The organism is Archangium violaceum Cb vi76 (assembly GCF_000733295.1).
Lineage (GTDB): Bacteria > Myxococcota > Myxococcia > Myxococcales > Myxococcaceae > Archangium > Archangium violaceum.
In genome coordinates this window covers 47,391-67,347 of sequence record NZ_JPMI01000390.1, presented here as the reverse complement: position 1 = coordinate 67,347, position 19,957 = coordinate 47,391, and the positions used below count along the sequence as shown (strand labels likewise).

The window sequence follows — 19,957 nt, the reverse complement described above, 5'->3', positions numbered from 1 at the left end:
ATGGGTGTCATGCTCTGGGGAACCGATGCCGAGGCCGCGCGCCGCGCCACCTCGAACCGGAGCACCCGCAACACCTCCAGCACGCTCGCGCGCCGCGCCGCCGCCCGCGCCTCCCTCTGGGTCGGACTTTCCTCCCTGCGCAGGGTCAGCCACTCGGTGAACGATGACTGCTCCGGCCTGGCCAACCTCGCCTACCGCAAACGCGGCCTGAGCCTCCTGCCCGAGCGCACCCTCCCCGGAGAGAACGGCGTCGCCGCCATCTACCGCAAGGCCCGGAGCCTCGGCTCGCTCCACGAGACCCCTCGCCCGGGGGACCTCGTCTTCTTCCGCGAGACGTATGACCGCAATCGCGACGGCCGGCGCAACGACGGGCTCACGCACATCGGCGTCGTCGAGCGCGTGGACCGGGACGGCACCGTGACCTTCGTGCACCGCGCGGGCGGAGGCGTGAAACGCGCGAAGTTGCACCTGCGCGAACCCGCCCTCCGCCGGGATGCGAAGGGCCGGGTGCTCAACGACTACCTGCGCCGCCCCGAGAAGGCCACCCATCCCCGGCTCGCCGGAGAGCTGCTCGCGGGCTTCGCCACCGTGGACCAGCGGTGGTTCACAGCGCCTTGACGACGCACGCCCCGTGGAAACCTCCACGGGGCGCGTCCAGCCCGGCGACTACCGGGTCATCTCCCGAGGAACTACTGCGGCAGCGGCGCCGCCTCGTCCGTCTCGCGGGGCACCTGCAGGCGCGGCTCGGTCTGGATGAGCTCGTCGAACAGGGCCTCCATCTGCTCACCCAGGACGGCCAGCTCCTCCTTCGTCATGAGCTTCTTCACGCTCTTGAAGAGCTGCTTCTCCTCCTCCTCCACGTGGTGCTCCACCATCTCCTGGAGCACCTTCATCTTGGCCTTGAACTGCGCGTCGGCGGGGTCCATGTCGAGCAGGTCCGCGATCACCCGCTTCACCGCCAGGTGCTCCTCCACGGCCTCCTGGAGCTTGTCCGCCGTGGGGCCCACGTAGACGCTGGGGTAGAAGATCTTCTCCTCGATGGCCGCATGCGCCGCGAGGTTGTCCGCGATGCGCGCGAACAGGTCCATCAACACCTGCTCGCCCTTGCCCTCGCTGGCCTTCTCGAACTTCTCGAAGAGCTCGTCCACCTCGCGGTGCTGCTGCTTCAACAACTCGATCGCGTCCACCATGGCCGTCTCCGCTCCTGCGTGGGTTGTGTAGGCGTTCTCAGACCGGCCTAAGTTCGGCACGGCGCCCGGAGACGCCAACGGGAAGCGCCTTCCCAGGTGGAAGCGCCTCCCCACGCCCGCCCTCCTGCTCTCCGGCCGGACGGAAGCCCTCCGAAACCGTGGACGATTGCACCCGGGTCGGGGTTCACTGAAAGCGATGACTCCTCAAGACGCGGAGAAGGCCCTGGCGGACGCGGAAGTGGTGCCGTGCGTGGAGGCGACCCTGGCGGACGCCCGGAGACTGGTGGAGGCGTGCCTGGCCGAGGGCGTGCCCGCGCTCGTCCACCGCGAGGCGTGCAGCAAGCCCTCGTGCTCGCCGAAGTTCCAGGTGCTCGTGCGCCCCGAGGACACGCCCCGCGTCGCGGGCCTCCTCCAGCAACGCTGGGTGGACAGCCTCCAGCGCGAGGGGCTCGTCCCCGAGGGACAGGCCATGCAGGCGGTGCCCGAGGACGGCGAGCTTCCCTGCCCCGCATGCGGTACGGCGGCGCCCCTCGTCCGGGGCGCGTGCAGCGACTGCGGCCTCCAGCTCGAGTGAGCCGGCGGCCCGGAGCCCCTACGGGCTGCTGGCGGAAACCGCCTCGTGCGGACGCTCCACCACCTCGGCGGTGGGCGCCCTCACGGGCTCGAGCAGCGTGAGGTCCGCCACCACCGGGTAGTGGTCCGACGCAGTCACGCGCAACACCTTGCTGTGCCGGGGCATGAAGCGGTCACTCGCCAGCACGTAGTCGATGCGCAGGTTGGGGATGACGGGCAGCGGGTAGGTGTCCGCGCGCCCCTCGCCCCGCAGGTCGAACGCGTCCGCGAGCTCGCGCTTGAGGAGGCGCAGCGAGCCCGAGTCGGGCGTGTCGTTCATGTCCCCCATCAACAGCTTGGGCCGCGGGTCCGCCGCCATCAGCTTCATGATGGCCGCGCTCTGGCGCACACGGATGCCACCGTTGAAGGGACGCCGGGTGAGGTGGGTGACGTAGACGCTCACGTCCTGCCCGTGCACCTTCATGTGGACGCGCGCCACGGTGCGCGGCTCGGTGCCCGTCTCCACCGGCAGCGGGTGCTGCTCCACCGACTCCAGCGGGAAGCGCGAGAGGATGGCCACGCCGTAGTCACCGCCGAACAGCGAGGTGGTGCGGAAGTGGGCGAAGTACTTCAGGCCGGTGCGCCGGGCCAGCTCGGCGGGTTGATCCAACCCGTTGGCACGCCGCGAGCCGACGTCCACCTCCTGCAGCGCGACGATGTCGGGCGAGGCGGAGCGGATGACCTCGGACACCTTGTCCAGGCCACGAATGGCGGACTGGATGTTGAAGGTCATCACCCGCAGACCGCCCTCGGACTCGGACTCGGGAGCCGGGAGCGTCACCGGCTCCGCGTCGGCGCGGAGGGTCGAGGGGGAGGAGGCACACGCGAGGGAGCTCGCGAGGAACAGGCCGGCCAGGAGTCGGTCGATTCGCATTGAAGGGGGGCGATGATGTCAGCAATCCCCGAGACCGTCTTCCCTCCCCCTCCGAGCCAGGCCGGAGGGCAGCCGGGCTCAGCCCTCCAGCCTCGCGCGGCGCAGCAGCAGGCAGGCCTCGTCCCGCAGCTGGGTGAGCGTGTGCCGCGTGGCCCCTCCCACCTGCTGCATGCCCACCACCAGGGACAGCAGCCCGTGGGCCGTCACCCACACGAGGTTGGCGAGCCGCCGGGGCTCGAAGCCGGGCGCGAGCCGGCCCTCTCGGGCGTCCACCTTCAGGCGCGCCTCGAGGGCCTCGCTCACCCGCTGGCTCGCGGGGTACACGCGCTCGCGCAACACCTCGGGCGGAATCCCGATGAGCTGCGGCCAGAGGTACGCCACCCGGAAGGCATCCAGGTCCTCCGCGTAGAAGTCCACCTTCGCCCGCAGCAGTGCCACGAGCGCCTCCACCCCGTCCGGCGCCGCGGCGATGGCCCGCAGCAGCACCTCCACCTCCGCCTCGAGCTGTCCGGCGGCGAGCGCCCCCATCAGCTCCTCCTTGGTGCGGAAGTAGTAGAAGACGGCCGGCTTGCTGACGTCCGCCGCGGCGGCCACCGCCTCCATCGTCAGCCCGCCCACTCCCTTCTCGGTGAGCACCTCGCGAGCGGCCTCCAGCAGCGCCGCGCGCCGATCCTCCTGCCGCCGGGCCTTGCGCGCCTCGCGCTTCGCCTCGGGCGACTCCGTGCCGCTCCTGGCCCCCCTGGAGGCCGGACGCCTAGGCCCACGCGAAGGCATCGCGCATCGCCTCCTTGCCACCCTTCTCCAGCACCTGGCCATGGCACGGCACCACGCGCTCGAAGTCCCACCCGAGCACGCGCTCCCTCCAGGCGCGCAACGCCGCCTTGTCCTTCACCATGGACTTGAGCAGCCAGGTAGCGCCCAGCTTCCCGTACGCCCCACACAGCTTCAGGTACGTGCGCGTCAGCCATGAGGGTGTCTCGTGGATGTTGAAGGCCAGGTCCGTGAGCAGCAGCGTACGGCTGGGACGGTGGAAGAAGGCGAACTCCTCGAGCTTGGGGATGCCGTGCGCCAGCAGCAGCTCGAGGGTGGGCGACTGGCCCACGTCCATCACGTCCGACAGCTCCACGTCGATGCGCAGGTCCGGCCGCTTCGCGCGCAGCCCCGCGGGCGCGAGCACCTTCGCCTCCGGGTACGCGGCGGCCCAGTCTCCCAGGGACAGGTGGTGCATGGTGTTGGGCGCCACCAGGAAGCGCACCGGCCCCAGCGCGTCCACCGCGCTCTTCCTCTCCGCGTCCAGCTTCACCGGCGAGTGCAGCCACAGGCCTCCCTCCGGCAGGCGGATCACCGTCATCCGCCCTCCCAGGGCCATCGCCCCCACGCTGAAGGGCACGTCCAGAACGAAGAGATCCTCGGACAGCGGGCGCAGCATGGCGTGGCTCCTTTTCTCGACCAGCACATCGAATTCTAACCAACGGTCAGAAAAAGCGCCAGCCTTCCTTCCGGCGACGGCCGGGGAGGGGGCCCGGGGAGCGGAAAGAAGACGTCCCCCGGGGTGTTTGACGCATGATGCGCCCCATGTCGCGACCGCCGCCCCTGCCGGGTCCCTCCCTGTCCTCCGCCCTCGGGGAGCTCGCGCGTACCCAGCAGCGCGCCGGACGCTCCGCCACGGTGGGACTGGCGCTGCTCGGCGTGGTGGCGCTGGCCAGCCCCCTGCTGGGCTACCGGGAAGATTTGCAGAACGCCCGCGAGGAAGAGCTCGCCAGTCTCTCCAGCCAGGCGCAGGTGCAGGCCGAGGCGCTGGGCGTGCACCTGGGGCTGCTGGAGGCGGAGCTGCGCCGGCTGGCCGAGCACCCCCAGCTCATCCCCGAGGACGGCCCCTCTGGCATGGAGCAGGCCATGTTGGACAACGCCTTCCGCCACTCGCCCCTCTTCTCCGAGGGCGTGGCCCTGCTCACCGCCTCGGGGCGGCGTGTGTGGAGCGACCCGCCCCAGATGCCGCTGGGGGCCTCGCCGCTGACCCAACGCACCTGGTTCCGCCGGGTACTGGAGGAGGGGGTCTCGGAGATCCACCTGCTGGAGGGGACGGACGGGCCGCTGGTGGTGGCCGTGCCGGTGCGCCACGGCGGAAAGGTGACGGGCATGCTGGTGGGCGAGCTGCGCGCGGGGGCCCGCCCACTGCCGGGCGTGCGCTCGGGGAGCGCGGACCTGTCACTGCTGCTGGACGAGCAGGGCCAGCTCCTGCTGCCCGTGCAGCCGCAGCGCTTCGCCTGGACCGCCGAGCGCGCCGCACTCGTGCGGGCCCTGGCGGACGCCCCCGGCCCCCTCGTGCTGAACAACACGCGGATGCTGGGCGCGGCGGCCCGGGTCCCCTTCCCGGGCGGCAGAGGCCTGCTGCTGGCCGTGCTGGAGGACGAGGAGCGGGACATCGCGCGGCTGCGGCGCCGCTTCCTCGGGCAGCTGTTCTTCCACATGGCCCTGCTGGGCAGCACCCTGCTGCTCTTCACCTTCCTGCTGCGGCGCTCGTACCGCTCGCTGCTGGCGGCCGAGGAGCGGCTGCGCCACCAGGAGACGATGGCCGCGCTGGGTGCCGCCAGCCAGCTCATCGCCCACGAGGTGAAGAACGCCCTCAACGGCATCCAGGCGGCCCTCTCGTTGATGAAGCCCGCCGCCTCCGCGGGGGAGGTGGCCCTGCCCGCCCTGCGCTCGCAGATACAACGGTTGGGGCACCTGGCCCGCTCGCTGCTGTCCTTCGGTGCCCCGCGCGCCGCCCCCGCGCGCCGCTCCTGCGAGCTGCGCCTGCTGGTGGAGGAGGCCCTCCAGTCCGTGCGCCTGCTGCCGGAGGCCGAGGACGTGCCCGTGGAGGTGACCCTGGCGGAGGGCCTCAACGTGCATGCGGACCCGGCGCTGCTGGTGTCCGCCATCGACAACCTGGTGCGCAACGCCGTGGAGGCGGGCGCGGTGGCGCGCGACACGGGCCTGCGTCCCGCCCCCTGGGTGCGGGTGAGCCTCGCGCGCGAGGACAACGAGGCCGTCCTGCGCGTGGAGGACAACGCCGGCGGCGTGGACCCGGACCTGGAGCCGCGCCTGTGGGAGCCCTTCGCCACCGCGCGCGCCAAGGGCGTGGGCCTGGGACTGCCCATGGCCCGCACCGCCGTGGAGTCCCATGGGGGCCACCTCACCTATACCCGTCTGCCCGACGGCAGCCGCTTCACCCTGCGCCTGCCCCTGGAGAGCGCTTCATGAGTACCGCCCTATGAGTACCTCCCTGCTGCTGGTGGATGACGACCGCAGCTTCTCCTCGCTGGCCGCCTCCGTGCTCACCCAGGAGGGCTTCCGCGTCCGCACCGCGCGCTCGCTGCACGAGACACGCGCCGCCCTCGCCCGCGAGGCGCCCGACCTCGTCATCCTCGACCGCCGGCTGCCGGATGGGGACGGGCTCACCTTCCTGCCGGAGCTGCGCACCCTCGTCCCCGGCGCCGTGGTGCTCATGGCGACGGCGCACGGAGACATCGCCAGCGCGGTGGAGGCCATCAAGGCCGGGGCGCGCGACTACCTCTCCAAGCCCGTGGAGCTGGATGACCTGGTGCTGCGCGCGCGCCGCGCCGCCGAGGACATGCGGTTGCAGGAGCGCCTGCGCCGGGCCGAGAGCGCGCTGGGAGGCCGGCACCGCATGCTGGTGCCGCGCTCGCCCGCCATGCGCCACACGCTGCAGATGCTCGAGCGCATCGCCACCTCGCCCCGCAGCCCCGTGCTGCTGCTGGGGGAGACGGGCGTGGGCAAGGAGGTGCTCGCCCGCCACCTGCACGCGCTGCGCGAGGAGCAGGGGCCCTTCGTCCACGTCAACTGCGCCGCGCTGCCGGACACCATGGTGGAGAGCGAGCTGTTCGGCCACGAGCGCGGCGCCTTCACCGACGCGCGCACCGCCCGGCGCGGCCTGGTGGAGGTGGCCAACGGCGGCCTGCTCTTCCTCGACGAGGTGGGCGAGCTGCCGCTGCCCCTGCAGGCCAAGCTGCTCACCTTCCTGGACAAGGGCGCCTTCCGGCGGCTGGGCGGCAGCACCGAGCTGAGCAGCACCGCGCGCGTGGTGGCCGCCACCAACCGCGACCTCAACCAGGAGGTGGCCGAGGGCCGCTTCCGCGAGGACCTCTACTTCCGCTTGAGCGTCTTCAAGGTGGACATCCCCCCGCTGCGCGAGCGCCGCGAGGACGTGCTGCCCCTGGCCGAGTCGCTGGTGGCCGAGCTGTGCGCCGAGTTGGGCCGCCGCCCGGTGGGCTTCTCCGCCGCCGCGCACGAGCGGCTCGAGCGCTACCCCTTCCCCGGCAACGTGCGCGAGCTGCGCAACGTGCTCGAGCGCGCCCTGGTGCTCGAGCCCGGCCCCAACCTGGAGCTGGAGGCGCTCGCTCCCCGTCCTGGTGGCCCCACGCAGCTGTCGGACCCACATGCCTTCGTCGTGGCCGGCCCCCCGCCTCCCCTGGAGGAGGTCGAACGCCAGTACGTGCGCCACGTCCTCGAGCGCATGGAGGGACGCCGCATGGATGCCGCCCGCGCGCTCGGCATCTCCTATCCCACCTTCCTGCGGAAGCTCGGCGAGGAGTAGTTCGAGGTGGGCGGTTCAAGAATCTTGTTCAAGGTTCTTTCATCGCCCCCGGCCGCACTTCAAATTTCTTGAAGTCCCCCGGGGCCCCCCTCGCGTTCCTTCCGAGGGAAGCCCCTTCCACACCCATGGCACGCTCCTTGCCCTGTCTGGGCGGACACGCGCCGTGAGCCTCCCGGGGAGCACGACGCCTTCTTTCGGGTGTGGAGGCTGAGAAATGAAGTCCAACGAGCAGAAGGCCGGTGACGCCGGCTCGCTCCGGTCGGTGCTGGCCAGTGACGTGCCCGCCTCCCTGGTGGTCTTCCTGGTGGCCCTGCCGTTGTGCATGGGCATCGCCCTGGCCTCGGGCGCCCCCATCATGTCCGGGCTCATCGCCGGAGTGGTGGGCGGCCTGGTGGTGGGCCTCTTCGGTGGCGTGCCGCTGCTGGTGAGCGGCCCGGCGGCCGGCCTGGCGGTGATGGTGTTCGGCTTCATCCAGGAGCTGGGCTTCGCGGCCACGTGCGCCGCGGTGGCCGCCGCGGGCATCATCCAGATGGTGCTCGGCGGCGTGAAGGTGGCGCGCGCCGCGCTGGGCATCTCCCCGGCCGTCATCCACGGCATGCTCGCGGGCATCGGCATCCTGATCGTCCTGGGCCAGCTGCACATCGTGCTGGGCGGCGCGCCCCAGTCCAACGCCTGGGCCAACATCCGGGAGCTGCCCGGGCAGATCGCCGACCTGCACGGCCCCGCGACGATTCTCGGCCTGGTCACCATCGGCATCCTGGTGCTGTGGCAGGTGATGCCCAACAACCCGCTCAAGAAGGTGCCCGGCCCGCTGGTGGCGGTGGTGACCGGCTCGGTGGCCGCGGCGGTGTGGGGCGCGGACGTGAAGCGGGTGGAGCTGACCGGCAGCCTCTTCGAGAGCATCCAGCTGCCCGCGATGCCCACCCACTGGGGCGCCTTCGCGGCGGCGGTGTTCTCCCTGGCCCTGGTGGCCAGCGCCGAGTCGCTGCTGAGCGCGGTGGCCACGGACAAGCTGCACACCGGCCCGCGCGCCAACCTGGACAAGGAGCTGTTCGCCCAGGGCATGGCCAACACCCTGTCCGGCCTGATGGGCGGCCTGCCCATCACCGGCGTCATCGTGCGCAGCGCCGCCAACATCTCCGCGGGCGCCAAGACGCGCGCCTCCGCCATCCTGCACGGCGTGTGGATGCTGCTCTTCGTCTCCCTGCTGGGCGCGCACCTGGGCCTGGTGCCCCTCACCGTGCTGGCGGGCCTGCTCGTCCACGTGGGCACCAAGCTGGTCAACCCGCACCACATCCAGGAGCTGCGCCGCCGCGGCGAGCTGTCCGTCTACGTGGTGACGGTGGCCGGCGTGGTGGGCATCAACCTGCTGGCCGGTATCGGCCTGGGCTTCGCGGTGGCGGTGGCGCGGCTGCTGTGGCGGCTGGGCCGCGTGCAGGTGCAGGTGAAGAAGGAGGGTGAGGTGCATCAGGTGCGCGTGAGCGGCGCCCTCACCTTCGTGGGCGTTCCCCAGCTGTCCGCCGCGCTCGCCGCGGTGCCCTCCGGCTCCCAGGTGGAGCTGGATCTCGCGGTCGATACGCTGGACCACTCCGGCTACGAGGCCCTCGAGAGCTGGTGCCAGAACCACCGCAAGACGGGCGGCAAGGTGTGGATGGAGCCGCTCGAGGACGTGTGGACCCGCAAGGGCTCCACCCCCTCCAACAAGTCCCCTGTGTCCGTTTCCTCGACTCTCTCCTCGGAAGGTGCTGCCTAATGAAGAAGCTCGTTCAGGGTCTCCTCGACTTCCAGCGTCACAGCCTCCCCGCCTACCGCTCCACGTTCGCGCGGCTGGCCAATGGCCAGACGCCCGACTGTCTCTTCATCGCCTGCTCCGACAGCCGGGTGGTGCCCAACCTCTTCGCGTCCACCAACCCGGGTGACCTCTTCGTCATGCGGAACGTGGGCAACATGGTGCCCCCCTCGGACACCCAGGGCCTGTCCCTGAGCGACCGCTCCGAGGCCGCGGCCCTGGAGTTCTCCCTGCTCACCCTGCCGGTGAAGGACATCGTGGTGTGCGGCCACTCCAGCTGCGGCGCCATGAAGGCCATCCTCTCGGGCTACAACGACCAGAAGACGCCCAACCTCAGCAGCTGGCTGGACGTGGGCCGTCCCGCCATGGCCGCCTACGAGCGCGGTGGCAAGGTGGGCGAGGGGCTGGCCCCGTATGACCGGCTCAGCCAGTACAGCGTGCTGCAGCAGCTCGAGCACCTGAAGACCTACCCCCTGGTGCGCGAGCGTCTGGCGGCCGGCACGCTGCGGCTGCACGGCTGGTGGTTCGACATCGGCCAGGCGCGGGTGCACGCCTACCGCCCGGAACTCGAGCGCTTCACCCCCATCGACGAGCTCGAGGGGGAGCGGATGCTCCGGGAGCTGGAGGCGTCCAACGGCGCCGCCGAGGCGTCCCACTCGGCCGCCTGAGCGCATCCAGCGCTTGGAAAAACCGCCGCCCTTCCTAGGATGGGCGGCATGGATGCACAAAGACTCGCCCGGGAGGACTTCTTCGAGAACGAGACGTTCACCGACCTGGACCTCCAGCGCGGTGACCTCGGCCAGAAGGAGTTCTACCGGTGCACCTTCCAGCGGTGCCAGTTGCAGGAGAGCCGCTGGAAGGAGAGCAAGCTCGAATCCTGCGTCTTCAGCGATTGTGACCTCAGCCGCGCCCAGCTCCCCTCCACGGGACTGAGGGGCGTGCGCTTCGAGGGCTCGAAGCTGATGGGCATCGACTGGACGCCGGTGTCGTCCAACCCCGAGCTCGAATTCGACAACTGCGTCCTGCGCTACACGTCCTTCGTGGGCCTGAGCTTGCGCAAGACGTCCTTCCTGCGCTGCTCGGCCCTGGAGGCGAACTTCTTCGACCTCGACCTGACGGAAGCGGACTTCTCCGGGACGGACCTCACGGGCAGCAACTTCCGGGGCTGCAACCTCACCAAGGCGGACTTCTCCACCGCCGTGGGCGCGTTCCTGGACCCCGCCCAGAACCGCCTCAAGGGCACCCACGTCCCCGTCGAGACCGCCGTCCTCCTGGCCCAGTCACTCGGCATGCGCGTCACGGGGTTCAACGGTGACGCGGGCGAACGCCCCAGCCGCAAGAAGTCCCGATAGCGAGCCCAGCCATGAGCCCCATGAAGAAGGCCGCGCCGAAGAAGGCCGCTGCGAAGAAGGCCGCGAAGACCCCGGCACCGAAGGCGAAGACGCCGGCCACGAAGGCGGCCCCCGCGGAGGAACCGCCCATCATCCCCTTCGCGAAACCACGCGACTGGGCGGACTGGCTCGCCAGGAACCATGCGTCCTCGCGCGGCCTGTGGGTGAAGCTCGCCAAGAAGGACTCCGGCATCGAGTCCATCACCTACGCGCAGGCGCTCGAGGTGGCGCTCGCGTGGGGGTGGATCGACGGGCTGAAGCGCAGCTTCGACGACACCGCGTGGATCCAGAAGTTCACCCCGCGCGGCCCCAGGAGCATCTGGTCGAAAATCAATCGCGACAAGGCCCTGGCGCTCATCGAGGCGGGCGAGATGAAGCCCCCCGGGCTCGAGCAGGTGGAGCGCGCGAAACAGGACGGACGCTGGGAGGCGGCCTACGACTCGCAGAGCCGCGCGACCGTGCCCGAGGACCTGACGGCCGCCCTCGCCGCCAACCCCCGCGCGGCCGCGTTCTTCGCCACGCTCAACTCGGCCAACCGCTACGCCGTGCTGTTCCGCATCCACACCGCGAAGAAGGCCGAGACCCGCGCCAGGCGCATCGCCTGGTTCGTCGAGATGCTCGCCCGGAACGAGAAGCCGCATCCCTGAATCCCCGGCCCTTGGTACAACAAGATGTCGCGCTGTGTAGTGCCAGGCTACGGCCAGCGCCAGACAGCGGCTAATGGCAACTCCCGGTCCAGCCGAACGGCCCCGGGCTTGGAGCCAGGCAACTTCCGCCATCGCCCCTCCGGCCCGCCAAGGACCATGCACACCTTCAGCTTGCGGCCGTCCGGCAGCAGCGCCTCGGTGTAGCGCCCCAGCACGGCCTCCTCCCCATCCCGGTTCTGAATCCCAGAACCCGTCCAGAGCTTGCCGTACAAGAGTGTGCCACCAGGCAGTTCTGGAGGGGACCAGTCGCGCTGCACCACGCGGCCGACGATGGGGCCGTCGCGGTAGATGCCCTGCTCGGTCGGGTCCCCAGGCTGGTTGATGTCGACGATGGCCTGGAGCCGCATGCCCTCGTTGAGCTTCAACTCCTCGAACATGTTGTGCCGAGCCTCGGCGGGGCAGTCCTCTGGCTCCGGCCGCACCTGGGCAGCGGGACAGCCCAGCCCAGCAGCGGAGCACAGCCACACGGCGAGGACTCCGAAGCGTGAGCGGCTGGAGGGAGTCGAATCCTGGTGCGTGGTGAGAGGGGGCACGGGCGCACTTCCTTTCTCGGGGGGGCCGGATGCGATGGACTCCGACATGTGGGTCCGCGCGAGTGTGGATCGCACCAGCCACGAGGCAAGGAACAGGCCGGCGAGGAGAAGCAGGCCCACCATGGCGAGACGCCCCACGCGCCACGTGCGGCGCTTCTTGGCGGGAGCCTCCTCGCGAGCGTCCTCCGACGGCCTCGTATCCTCTGGAGGCGGAGCTGCTTCACCCGCGGGTGCTGCTTGCTGGGGCTGGGCCACCTGCTCCGGTTCCGTTTGCTTGGGCGGCGCCTCTGCCGGGCTCTCCGGCGCGGTGAGGGGCACCCTCCAGGCGGGGGACTTTCTCTGCTGCTCGGTGGCTCGCTCCAGTGCCTCGAGCAGGGCCTCGGTGTTGGGGTAGCGGTCCTCTGGCCGCTTCTCCAGCAGCTTCATGGCGATGTCGCTGAGGGAGCGCGGCACCAGGGGGTTGAGCAGGTGGGGCGCGGTGGGCGGGATGGCGGCGATGGCGGCCAGCAGCTCCGGGTCCGGCAACTCCGGGTCGAAGGGGTGCCTGTCCGTGAGGGCTTGGTAGAGCAGAACGCCCAGTGCGTACAGGTCCACGGCCACCCCGCCTTGGAAGGGCTCACCCCGCTTCCACGCCTCGGTGCGCGTGTAGGCCAGGAGCTCGGGGGGCACCAGGTGGAGGACGCCCTCGGGCAGGCCCAGCGTCTTCGTGAGGGCCCCGGGGAGGCGCGCGGTGCCAAAATCGATGATGAACGGTCGGCCGTCCTTTCTTCGGATGAGGATGTTCTCCGCCTTCAAATCCCGGTGGAGCACACCGCGTGCGTGCAACACACCCACGGTGCGCACCACACTGGAGAAGGTGTCCACCAGCTCAATGGCGTGAGGGGGCTTGCGCCAGCGCCTCTGGTGCCAGGTTTCCCCGTCGATGAAATCAGTGATGATGAACGGGTAGCCCTTGGTGGGGTGGGGCCAGAAGTCCACCGCGTACACGCGTAGCAGGTTGGGGTGGGAGGAGTAGGTGAAGAGGGTCGCAGCCTCGCGCGCCAGGCGCCGGTAGCCGCTCGTCTCCTCCACGTACTGCTCTTCCGTGAGCTCCTCCGTGGACTGGGTGAGGGGGAGCAGCGCCATCTTCATGGAGTAGGGCTGGCCGTCGCGCTCCACCTTGAAAACCCGGGAGGAGCCCCCGCGGCCCAGCACCTCGACGATGTGCCAAGGCCCCACCGCGTGGCCGGGTTGAAGGTGGTCCGGGTGTTGGGCTTCAGTCTTCATGGGCCGGCCCTCCTAGAGTGCAACCTCGGTGATGGGCAGGAGCCGCCCGCCCTCGGTGTCCACCAACTCGAGCTGGAAGAGGACCTCGTTGGAGGCAGGGGGCTCCACCATGACGGCCACCAGGGCGAACTCCCCCGGCTGGAGCTGGGGCTTCTCCATGTGCACCGAGAGCACCTTCACCGGCGTCCCCTTCACGCTGGTGAGCCGTGCCGCGCCGGGCGCCCAGGCGGGCTGTCCCGGGCGGTTGCGCACCCGGACAACCACCATGGCCCAGAGAGTGCCCCGGTAGCCGGTGCCAGGCCCCGGCTCGAGGCCGCCCTTGTAGCCGGGGGCTGGCTTCCCGAAGAACGGTTTGGCCCGGACGTCCTTCGAGTCGAGTACCCCGGAGAAGGCGAGGTTGGGAAGTCCGCTCCGCACGCACTGGTCCTTCAGGGAGACAAGTTCGGCTTCCACGTGAGACAGCCTGGCCTCCAGCGCCTCGACGGTGCGCGGGCGGCGCACCACCTCCACCTCCTTGTCCACCAGCGTGGGGTGGGAGACGAGCGCGAGGGCCGCGTGCGCCGGGGCGCCACCGTCCTTGTAGCGCACCCGCACGAGGAGACGCTCTCCGGGGGCCGGCTCGACGGAGGGCTCGAGCGTAAGGGTGTACTCCCCCGGGTCCACCAGCTTGAAGCGCGTCGCCCGTCCTTCTACCTCCAACGAGACCCTGTCGATGGGGGCGTTGAAGCGCACGTAGGTGGACACACCGGCCGCCACCCGCACCTCGGGCACCGACTCACCCGGGCTGCTGGGGACGACGACTTGCCGTTGCCGCTGCTCACGGACAGGGGGCTGCTGGGCAACGGAGGGGAGCCCCAGGGACAGGGCGAGGAGGACGAGCGGGGCGAAGGGCGGCAGTAGTGTCAGGACGGATGACCTCTCCGGTCAACCCTAGCAGATGTCCCACCCAGCGAGGCCACCGCCTACCGTGCGGACGCACCCACGCGGAGCACGTCCCCACAGACCGCCGCTGGGCATGGGCCCTCCTTCGCTCCGAGGGCCTTTTCTCTCTCGGAGAGGCCCTTCCAGTCCTGGGCAGGGTCGAAGGCGTCTGCTTCTGTTGACAGGCACCGGGCCGGCCCACATACCAGGGCGGCGTTTTCCTTCCCCTGCCGGAGCCACCCCATGTCCCTGTCCATGTATCAGGCCTCCATCCCCGTCTTCATCCGCATGTTGGGCAACCTGTCGGCCATCCTCGAGAAGGCCGCCGCCCATGCCGCGGCGAAGAAGATCGAGCCGTCCGTGCTCATCAACGCCCGGCTGGCCCCCGACATGCGCCCACTGTCCTTCCAGGTGCAGATCGCCAGCGACCTGGCCAAGGGCTGCGCCGCGCGGCTGGCGGGAATCGATCCCCCGAGCATGGCCGACACGGAGAGCACCTTCCCCGAGCTGCAGGAGCGCATCAAGAAGACGATCGCCTTCCTGCAGACCGTGAGCGCGGCGCAGGTGGACGGCACCGAGGAGCGCGAGGTCGTCCTCAAGATCCGCGACCATGAGATGAAGTTCCAGGGACAGGCCTACCTGCTCGGCTTCGTGCTGCCCAACTTCTACTTCCACGTCACCACCGCCTACGCCATCCTGCGCCACAACGGGCTGGACCTCGGCAAGGCGGACTTCCTCGGCGCGCGCTGAGGGACGTGCCAGAGACCTGGAGCCTGAAGAACATGGGCGTTGTTTTCGGGCTCCAGGCGCGCGCCGTTCAGCGGCGGTAACCCCCGGGGCGGCCCCGTTCATTTATCGGCCACCCAGGGCACAAGAACGCTAGAAGAGCGGCCGGAGGGACGCATGTACATCACCCGGCTGCACGTGAAGAACATGAAGCTCATGCGGGACCTCGCCTTCGACTTCACCTACGAAGGCAAGCCCCGCCTGTGGACTGCGTTCGTCGCGGAGAACGGGGCCTGCAAGACGACGCTGCTCCAGGCCATTGCCTTGGCGGCGAGTGGTCCCGAACGCTCGAACCAACTGGCGGATGTACCGGCACTGCCAGACTTGAGACGAGTGGGCGCGGCAGTGCAAATAGATGCCAATTTCGAGTTCGGACCCAGCCTGGAAAGATGGCGTCTCTTTCCCAAATCCGAGTCGCCCTTGGAAAGCCCATACATCCAAGGCCTGCGAAGTACGCTGACGATTGGAACGGACCAGTCGACCTTCTCTGGAACCTCCTGGCCCACACTGCCCGAGAACGCTAGAGCCACTGGGACGACGCTCGAAAACTGGCTTACGCCGAAGTGTCCGCTGCTGTTGAGCTTTTCCGAAACAGCGTTCCAGCCGCAATTCGTTCGGGGTTGCCGGCAGATCAATTGGACGCCCAGATCCACTCCGTGGTTCGTGCACTCCTCGGGGCGCGAGACCCTCTTTCCGAAGCCCGTTCGAAGTCCCTCCCCGGATGGTTCGTTGCCGGCTACGGCGCGCAGCGCCAATTGCCGGTACCTCTCGGCGCGTCCGAGCTGAAGGATCACGTTCTCAACCGGCTCGAGCCACTCTTCGGGAAGGCGCCACTCGTCGGCACCGGCTTCGCCAATCAGTTCGCCGACACGCCTCGCTTCGAGCCCTTCATTTCAGCACTGAAGAAGGTGTTCGTCGACAACCACCTCCTGCCGCATGTGAATGCTGTCGAGTTGCGCGGTAGAGGTGGAGTGACACAGACGGGAGATCTGGTCAGGTCACACAGCTTCGAGTTCGCGTTCTCCGGCCAGAAGACGAAGGTTCCCGCCACCTGGCTCTCCCAGGGCTACCAGTCCACCATCGCGTGGATCGCCGATCTCATCGGCCAGATGTACCTCGATATCGGCGAGGCCATTCCCCTCGAGGACATGGAGGGCATGGTGCTCATCGACGAGCTCGACCTCCACCTCCATCCGACCTGGCAGGTGCGGCTCGTCCCCGTGCTCAAGCGCGTGTTCCCGCGCATGCAGTTCATCGTGACGACCCACTCACCCATGCTCCTGCCAGCGCTCGAGCGGCATGAGCTCATCATGCTCCGCCTGAACGAGAACGGCGACGTCGTGGCCGAAGCGCCCCCCGCCTCGCCCAAGTTGATGACCGGCAGCGAGATCTACTCGAGCTTCTTCGACATCCAGAAGCTCTACCCGAACGACCTCGGAGACGAGCTGCGGCGCTATACGTACCTCTCGAGCGACCCGACGCGCACCGACGCGGAAGACGCCGAGATGCTCCGCTTGCAGAAGAAGCTCACCGAGGCGGGGCTCGACCTGGGGCTGCCGCCAGTACCGAGGGACATGCAGTGATCCGAATCGAGCGCGGACCCGAACCCGCTGAACTCCCTCCGGTTCGTGCCAGGGAGTTGCAACGCGTGCGCCTGATGAATGCCGCGGGCTCACTCGACTCGAAGCCCATGTGAATGACCTCGTGAAGCCACGCATTGACGAGACGCATGAGGCCATCGCACGTCAGGACGTGAACCTCATCCGCTCGACGTGGCGGCGCGTCCGCGCGTTCCTCACGCCCCGAATGCCCTTCATCGCACTGTCGTTCGATGCCATCGACCACTTCGTCCCAGCGGACGTCCGGGGGCGATGGGGCCTCGACCTGCCGAGGCCACCGGTCAGAGCGGCGCCCACACCAGGGTCGACGACTCCCGGGTAGGCTTCTCCTTCCACCTCACCGGCCGTGCAGCGCCTGGTAGTCGGTGCCCCAGAGTCCCACGCACACGAGGTCCGTCCCGGCGTCGATGCGGCAGGCCGCCATGGGACGAAAATAAATACCGGACGACCAGACTGGCGGGCTCGCTCCGTATCGAAGGAAAAAGGGAGTGGGAGACACGTGCTGCCAGGAGACGACCGGAGCGTGCTGCAGGCCTTCCGGGAAGGGGAGCGCGCCACCCTCACGCGCGTGTATCGCACCTACTCGCCCCAGGTGGCCCGCTACCTCGCCCGGCGCTTCTCCGTCCGCTCCGGCTCGAGCGTCCACAGTGTCTCCCTCGGCGCCCTGGACCTCGACGCGGCGCATCAGGAGACCTTCGTCCGCGCCTTCCGGCCCGCCATGCGCCAGGCCTATGACGGGGTGCGGCCCTACCTCGGCTTCCTCCTGACGCTCGCGCGCTCCACCGCGGTGGACCTGCTGCGCGCCTCGGGCCGCATCGCCCGCGAGGCCGTGCCCCTGGACGACGCGCCCGAGCTGGCCCACGCCCCCACCGAGGAGCACGGCCCCGAGGAGCAGGCACTGCGGGCCGAGGTGCGCACCCTCGTGCGTCAATTCCTCGAGGGGCTGCCCGAGGAGGCCCGGGCCCTCGCCCAGTTGCGATTCATGGAGGGCCTCTCCCAGGAGGCCGCCGCCGCGCGCCTCCAGCTCACCCGCGGAGAAGTCCGCGTCCGGGAGCGCCACCTGCGCACGCGATTCACCGAGCACCTGTTGGCCCGGGGTTGGTTGGACGTTCCCCTGGGCGGAATGGAGAAACTCCCATGAGCTGGTTCGACCCCCACGTGGACGGCCTGCTGGCACGGTGGGCCGAGGGCACCCTGTCCCCGCGCCAGTCCGCCCGCCTGCTCCGCCATGCCCACGCCTGCGAGCGGTGCGGCGCGTCCTACGAGCGGCTCGTCCGGGCCTCGCGGCTGCTGGAGCACGCCGACCCGCACGTCCCCACCGGCACCGAGCTCGCGGCCCTGGCGGACACCGGGCTCGCGGCGGCCCTCGCGGCGGCGGAGCCGGAGGCCTCGCGCATCCGCTGGCCCTCGCTCTCCCTCGCCGGAGGCATGCTCGCCGCCGTGAGCCTCGCGGTGCTGGTGGTGCTCGTCCAGCCCCGGGAGGAGCTCGACTCGTTGCAGGCCCGCGGAGGCTCGGGCCGTCCCGCCCGCGCCGCGCTGCGCGTGTTCTGCGCCGCGAAACAGCGGCCCCTGCGCGAGCTGGAGCCCTCCCAGGCGTGTCCTCCGGGCGCGCAGCTGGCCTTCGCCGTGGGTGCGGATGCACCGCTCTCCCATGTGGCGGTGGGCCTGTACACCCGCCGCCTCCAGTCCATCGAGGGCCCCTTCTCCGTCACCGGCCGCCCCGGCGCCGAGCAGCCCCTGGAGACGACCCTCCCCCTCCAGGTGCCCGCCGGTGAGGTGGAAGTCCTCGCCGCCTTCGCGGACTCGCCCCGGGAGGCGCTCGCGGCCCTGCGCGGCGAGACGCACCAGGGGGCCGTGGTCCTCCGGCTGCCCCTTCGGGTAGGAGAGGAGACGCCATGAGACTCCGCCTCTCCGGCGTGGTGCTCGCGACCACCCTGCTGCTCGCCACCCTCGCCTCGGCCGCCCCTCCCGTGCGCCGCGCGCTCGTCATCGCCCACAACACCAGTGATGACCCGTCCCTCCCCGCCCTCCGCTACGCGGACGATGATGGCGTGCTGTGGACGGAGACGCTGCGGCGGCTCGGCGTGGAGACCACCCTCCTGGTGGACGCGGACGAGGAGACACTCCGGACGGACGCCGCGGTGCTGAGCGGGACGAGGCCTCCCACCCTCGAGGAGGTGTCCCGGGCCGTGGCCGCGCTGCGCGAGGACGTCCAGGCGGACCACGCCCGGGGGCGGCAGACGGACGTGCTGCTCATCTACGTGGGCCACGGCAACACGGATGCGCTCGGACGCGCCTACTTCACCCTGCTCGGCGGCCGGTTGGACCGTTCCGCCTTCTACACGCGGCTGGTGGATCCGCTCGGGGCGGACTTCGTCCACGTGGTGGTGGATGCGTGCCGGGCCTCGGGCGTGGTGGGCAGCCGGGGCAAGCCGGACGTGGCGGTGCTCGCGGAGCTGCGCGGGGTGCTGGAGCGCGAGCAACTGGCCACGCGGCCCCACGTGGGCGCCACCTTCGCCGAGAGCGACAGCGGCGAGACGCACGAATGGTCCCGCCTGCGCGCCGGCGTCTTCAGCCACGTGGTGCGCTCGGGCCTCATGGGAGGCGCGGACGTCAACGGGGACGGCGCCGTGGAGTACAGCGAGCTGGCCGCCTTCGTCACCGCCTCGCTGCAGGAGGTGAAGGCCGTCCCCATCCGCCTCTCCGTGCACGCCTACGCCCCGTCCCGCGAGCCGCGCCGCCCGCTGGTGGACTCCGCGCCCCGCGGCCCCAGCCTCCTGCTCCCGGCCGGGCTCGAGCACGCGCGCATCTCCGTGGAGGACGAGGGTGGCCGGCGGCTGGCGGACGTGCGCCGCGCGGACCACCAGACGGTGTCCCTGCGCCTGCCCGTCCGCGACTCCTACTGGGTCCGCACCCCCACCGCCGAGGCCCGCATCACGCTGGCCCAGCTCGGCAACGGGCTGCCCCGGCTCAACCCCCGCGAGCTGCGCGAGCGCGGCCCCGCCGAGGACGCCCTGCGCCGCGGCCTCTTCGCCATCCCCTTCGACCGGAGCTTCTACGAGCAATACGTGGCCACCTCCTCCTTCGTCCCGGTGGACTTCTCGCCGGACGCCGGAGCGCCGCTCGTGGTGCATGCCGAGCCCCGGCCCACGCTCGCCTGGGAAGCGGGACTCGTCACCCAACGCGCCCCCCTCGGGCTCTCCCCCTTCGTCACCGGGCCGGGCCTGGCGCTGCGCACCACCTGGGCGCCGTACACGCTCGGACTGCGCGCCACGTACGTCTTCTCGCCCCTGACGCGGGACGACGTGTCCCTCCAGCGGCTGTCCGTGCAGGGGCTGCTGGGACTCCAGGCCTCCGGGCCCGTCGCGCCCTTCATCGAGGCCGCGGGCGGCTGGAGCCTGGTGCGGGTGAGCTACCCCGGTGCCACGCAGGGAGACCCCTCCGTCCTCTCCGCCCAGCTGTCCGGCGGCATGGTCGTCCAGCAGGAGCGTCTGCGGGTGCGCGTGGCCGGCTTCCTCGGCGTGGACGTCCTCACCGCGGACGGCCGGGAGCGGGAAGACCCCATCGCGGGCGTCGAAGTGGCGCTCGGGTACTGAAAAAGCGGGGGCGAACGACCAGGCGCGCGGCCTCATTCCGTATCCAGGACGACCGATGCCGTCTTTTCGATTCGTC

At 70.4% G+C, this 19,957-nt stretch carries 21 protein-coding genes; 15 read left to right on the top strand and 6 right to left on the bottom strand.

Translation table 11 applies throughout. From position 1 onward, the window contains the following. A partial coding sequence (locus Q664_RS47940; protein WP_052519617.1) for a C40 family peptidase occupies nucleotides 1-618 on the top strand: 618 nt, incomplete at its 5' end. Nucleotides 619-689: 71 nt separating this feature from the next. Here Q664_RS47940 and Q664_RS47935 read toward each other — a convergent pair. Next, the gene (locus Q664_RS47935; protein ID WP_043413114.1) at nucleotides 690-1,187 is read right to left on the bottom strand and encodes a hemerythrin domain-containing protein; all 498 of its coding nucleotides are present in this window, start codon (nucleotides 1,185-1,187) and stop codon (nucleotides 690-692) included. 199 nt (nucleotides 1,188-1,386) lie between these two features. Between Q664_RS47935 and Q664_RS47930 the strand changes: the two genes are divergently transcribed. Beyond that, nucleotides 1,387-1,764, top strand: a complete 378-nt coding sequence (locus tag Q664_RS47930) for a hypothetical protein (protein WP_043413069.1) — start codon at nucleotides 1,387-1,389, stop codon at nucleotides 1,762-1,764. Nucleotides 1,765-1,782: 18 nt separating this feature from the next. Here the strand turns inward: Q664_RS47930 and Q664_RS47925 are convergent, their stop codons facing one another. From Q664_RS47925 to Q664_RS47915, 3 genes are all read right to left on the bottom strand, one after another. Continuing rightward, nucleotides 1,783-2,676: an endonuclease/exonuclease/phosphatase family protein gene (locus Q664_RS47925; protein WP_043413067.1), complete on the bottom strand. Its 894-nt coding sequence runs from the start codon at nucleotides 2,674-2,676 to the stop codon at nucleotides 1,783-1,785. Nucleotides 2,677-2,754: 78 nt separating this feature from the next. Continuing rightward, nucleotides 2,755-3,450 (bottom strand): TetR/AcrR family transcriptional regulator, encoded by a 696-nt coding sequence (locus Q664_RS47920; RefSeq protein ID WP_043413064.1) that lies wholly within the window; start codon nucleotides 3,448-3,450, stop codon nucleotides 2,755-2,757. Next, nucleotides 3,431-4,105, bottom strand: a complete 675-nt coding sequence (locus Q664_RS47915) for a DUF4336 domain-containing protein (RefSeq protein WP_043413062.1) — start codon at nucleotides 4,103-4,105, stop codon at nucleotides 3,431-3,433. Before Q664_RS47915 ends, Q664_RS47920 begins: the two co-directional genes overlap by 20 nt. A 146-nt stretch (nucleotides 4,106-4,251) precedes the next feature. On the opposite strand from Q664_RS47915, the gene Q664_RS47910 reads away from it, so the two are divergent. The 6 genes from Q664_RS47910 (at nucleotide 4,252) to Q664_RS47885 (ending at nucleotide 11,100) form a co-directional block, all read left to right on the top strand. After that, a complete protein-coding gene (locus tag Q664_RS47910; protein WP_084610961.1) occupies nucleotides 4,252-5,919 on the top strand; it encodes a sensor histidine kinase in 1,668 nt (555 codons plus the stop codon). Nucleotides 5,920-5,929: 10 nt separating this feature from the next. Beyond that, a complete protein-coding gene (locus Q664_RS47905) occupies nucleotides 5,930-7,273 on the top strand; it encodes a sigma-54-dependent transcriptional regulator (protein ID WP_043413056.1) in 1,344 nt (447 codons plus the stop codon). Nucleotides 7,274-7,487: 214 nt separating this feature from the next. Next, nucleotides 7,488-9,026 (top strand): SulP family inorganic anion transporter, encoded by a 1,539-nt coding sequence (locus tag Q664_RS47900; protein ID WP_043413054.1) that lies wholly within the window; start codon nucleotides 7,488-7,490, stop codon nucleotides 9,024-9,026. Beyond that, a complete protein-coding gene (locus Q664_RS47895) occupies nucleotides 9,026-9,730 on the top strand; it encodes a carbonic anhydrase (protein WP_043413053.1) in 705 nt (234 codons plus the stop codon). Before Q664_RS47900 ends, Q664_RS47895 begins: the two co-directional genes overlap by 1 nt. A 48-nt stretch (nucleotides 9,731-9,778) precedes the next feature. After that, complete coding sequence (locus tag Q664_RS47890; RefSeq protein ID WP_043413112.1) at nucleotides 9,779-10,414, top strand: pentapeptide repeat-containing protein; 636 nt, start codon at nucleotides 9,779-9,781, stop codon at nucleotides 10,412-10,414. Between the two features lie 20 nt (nucleotides 10,415-10,434). Then, the gene (locus Q664_RS47885; protein ID WP_425117487.1) at nucleotides 10,435-11,100 is read left to right on the top strand and encodes a YdeI/OmpD-associated family protein; all 666 of its coding nucleotides are present in this window, start codon (nucleotides 10,435-10,437) and stop codon (nucleotides 11,098-11,100) included. 47 nt (nucleotides 11,101-11,147) lie between these two features. Here the strand turns inward: Q664_RS47885 and Q664_RS47880 are convergent, their stop codons facing one another. Together Q664_RS47880 and Q664_RS47875 are read right to left on the bottom strand one after the other, a co-directional pair. After that, nucleotides 11,148-12,959, bottom strand: coding sequence for a serine/threonine protein kinase (locus Q664_RS47880; RefSeq protein WP_043413050.1), 1,812 nt, complete (start codon nucleotides 12,957-12,959; stop codon nucleotides 11,148-11,150). Between the two features lie 12 nt (nucleotides 12,960-12,971). Further along, nucleotides 12,972-13,817 (bottom strand): DUF2381 family protein, encoded by an 846-nt coding sequence (locus Q664_RS47875; protein WP_063934896.1) that lies wholly within the window; start codon nucleotides 13,815-13,817, stop codon nucleotides 12,972-12,974. Nucleotides 13,818-14,123: 306 nt separating this feature from the next. Here Q664_RS47875 and Q664_RS47870 point away from each other — a divergent pair, with 306 nt between their 5' ends. The 7 genes from Q664_RS47870 (at nucleotide 14,124) to Q664_RS47845 (ending at nucleotide 19,881) form a co-directional block, all read left to right on the top strand. Then, on the top strand, nucleotides 14,124-14,630 hold the full coding sequence (locus Q664_RS47870; protein WP_043413043.1) for a DUF1993 domain-containing protein: 507 nt from the start codon (nucleotides 14,124-14,126) through the stop codon (nucleotides 14,628-14,630). A 153-nt stretch (nucleotides 14,631-14,783) separates the two neighbouring features. Continuing rightward, on the top strand, nucleotides 14,784-15,452 hold the full coding sequence (locus Q664_RS59750; protein ID WP_160174663.1) for an ATP-binding protein: 669 nt from the start codon (nucleotides 14,784-14,786) through the stop codon (nucleotides 15,450-15,452). Then, complete coding sequence (locus tag Q664_RS53780; RefSeq protein WP_052519615.1) at nucleotides 15,422-16,249, top strand: AAA family ATPase; 828 nt, start codon at nucleotides 15,422-15,424, stop codon at nucleotides 16,247-16,249. The genes Q664_RS59750 and Q664_RS53780 overlap by 31 nt, the downstream gene beginning before the upstream one ends. Before the next feature lie 121 nt (nucleotides 16,250-16,370). Continuing rightward, nucleotides 16,371-16,607 carry a hypothetical protein gene (locus Q664_RS47860; protein ID WP_152622781.1) on the top strand — a complete coding sequence of 79 codons (237 nt, stop codon included), beginning with the start codon at nucleotides 16,371-16,373 and terminating at the stop codon, nucleotides 16,605-16,607. 201 nt (nucleotides 16,608-16,808) lie between these two features. After that, nucleotides 16,809-17,426 carry an RNA polymerase sigma factor gene (locus tag Q664_RS47855; protein WP_235217164.1) on the top strand — a complete coding sequence of 206 codons (618 nt, stop codon included), beginning with the start codon at nucleotides 16,809-16,811 and terminating at the stop codon, nucleotides 17,424-17,426. Then, nucleotides 17,423-18,184 carry a hypothetical protein gene (locus Q664_RS47850; protein ID WP_043413037.1) on the top strand — a complete coding sequence of 254 codons (762 nt, stop codon included), beginning with the start codon at nucleotides 17,423-17,425 and terminating at the stop codon, nucleotides 18,182-18,184. Before Q664_RS47855 ends, Q664_RS47850 begins: the two co-directional genes overlap by 4 nt. Then, entirely contained in the window at nucleotides 18,181-19,881 is a 1,701-nt protein-coding gene (locus tag Q664_RS47845) for a caspase family protein (protein WP_043413035.1), read from the top strand. The genes Q664_RS47850 and Q664_RS47845 overlap by 4 nt, the downstream gene beginning before the upstream one ends. Nucleotides 19,882-19,957: the final 76 nt, after the last annotated feature.